Origin of the sequence: Curtobacterium sp. B18 (assembly GCF_000333375.1) — a bacterium.
Classification (GTDB): domain Bacteria; phylum Actinomycetota; class Actinomycetes; order Actinomycetales; family Microbacteriaceae; genus Curtobacterium.
This window is the reverse complement of the sequence record NZ_BACZ01000310.1, coordinates 1-1519: the sequence shown is the minus strand read 5'-3', so window position 1 is coordinate 1519 and position 1519 is coordinate 1. Positions and strand designations below refer to the sequence as shown.

Sequence of the window (1519 nt, the reverse complement as noted above, 5' to 3'; positions counted from 1 at the left end):
CGAGGAGCTCTCGAGCGGCCTGGACATCGTCGAGCCGATCATGGGCGTCGCCGCGTGGCGTGACGACGTCGAGGTCGCGACCGAGGTCGTGTCCGTCCGCTTCGAGGCCGGCCGCCCCGTGGCGATCAACGGCGTCGAGTACGCGGACGCCGTCGCCCTGGTGTACGAGGCGAACGCGATCGGTGGCCGCCACGGTCTCGGTGCGTCCGACCAGATCGAGAACCGCATCATCGAGGCGAAGAGCCGCGGCATCTACGAGGCGCCGGGCATGGCGCTGCTGCACATCGCCTACGAGCGCCTGCTCAACGCGATCCACAACGAGGACACGGTCGCGTCGTACCACAACGAGGGCCGTCGCCTCGGTCGCCTGATGTACGAGGGCCGGTGGCTCGACCCGCAGTCGCTCATGCTCCGTGAGTCGCTGCAGCGCTGGGTCGCCTCGGCGGTCACGGGCGAGGTCACCCTGCGGCTCCGTCGCGGTGACGACTACACGATCCTCGACACCACGGGGCCGGCGCTGTCGTACCACCCGGACAAGCTCTCGATGGAGCGCGTGGGCGACGCCGCCTTCGGTCCGGACGACCGCATCGGCCAGCTGACGATGCGCAACCTCGACATCGCGGACTCCCGGGCACGCCTCGAGCAGTACGCCGCCGCCGGCCTCATCGGTGGCGCGACGGGCGAGCTCGTCGGGCAGCTCGAAGCGGGTGAGTCGGAGGAGATCCTCGGCGGCGCGGTCGTCACCTCGGACGCCGACGACGCGCTCGGTCGTCGGACGGACCTCGCGTCCGAGGGTGCAGCGTTCGACTCCGGCACCGACTGACCACGACACGGTACGACGAAGGGGGNNTNTNNTNNNTGTGTAGGNTCCTTTCGTCGTGGTGTGCTGCGCCCGGGCCGGCGGACGGGCCGGGGTCGAACGACATGGTCGACGTCGTACGACATCGATGACGTCGCTGCCGGGCGTGTGCAACTGTTGCAGCCGCGGGCGAACGACATGGTCGACGTCGTACGACATCGACGTTGTCGTTCCGGGGCGGCAGCGCGGACGGTGCAGACGACCCGAGCGCCCGAGCGCCCGACCGCACCCGCGCCCGACGCGGACGCAGGATCCGCGTCAGCGCGCCTCCGCGGTCTCCTCGCGCTTCTGGCGCCACGGGCGTGCCGGCTGGTCGGGCCCGTCCCACACCTGGATCGCTCCCCAGGCGGCGGCGAGCAGCGGCACCGAGATGATCGCGCCGGTGATGCCCGCGAGCACGGTGCCGGCGGTCAGCCCGATCAGGATGACGAGGCCGTGCAGCTTCAGCGTCTTGCCCATCAGGACCGGCTGCAGCAGGTTGCCCTCGAGCTGGTTGACGAGCACGACGATGCCGACGACGATCAGCGCCGGGACCGGACCGAGTGCGACGAGGGCGACGAGCGCGGCGAGGATGCCGGCCGCGGTGGCGCCGACGATCGGGATGAACGCCGTGATGAACACGACGACGGCGAGGGGGAGCGCGAGCGGGACGCCCACGAT

General features: G+C 71.1%; 1 protein-coding gene and 1 pseudogene. One reads left to right on the top strand and one right to left on the bottom strand.

Annotated features, from left to right (window positions below):
* Positions 1 to 823: pseudogene (locus I5E_RS08405) on the top strand (argininosuccinate synthase domain-containing protein); the annotation flags it as partial.
* Between the two features lie 294 nt (positions 824 to 1117).
* On the opposite strand, the gene I5E_RS08400 reads toward I5E_RS08405, so the two are convergent.
* The coding region (locus I5E_RS08400; RefSeq protein ID WP_031261925.1) for an AI-2E family transporter at positions 1118 to 1519 on the bottom strand (402 nt) is incomplete at its 5' end.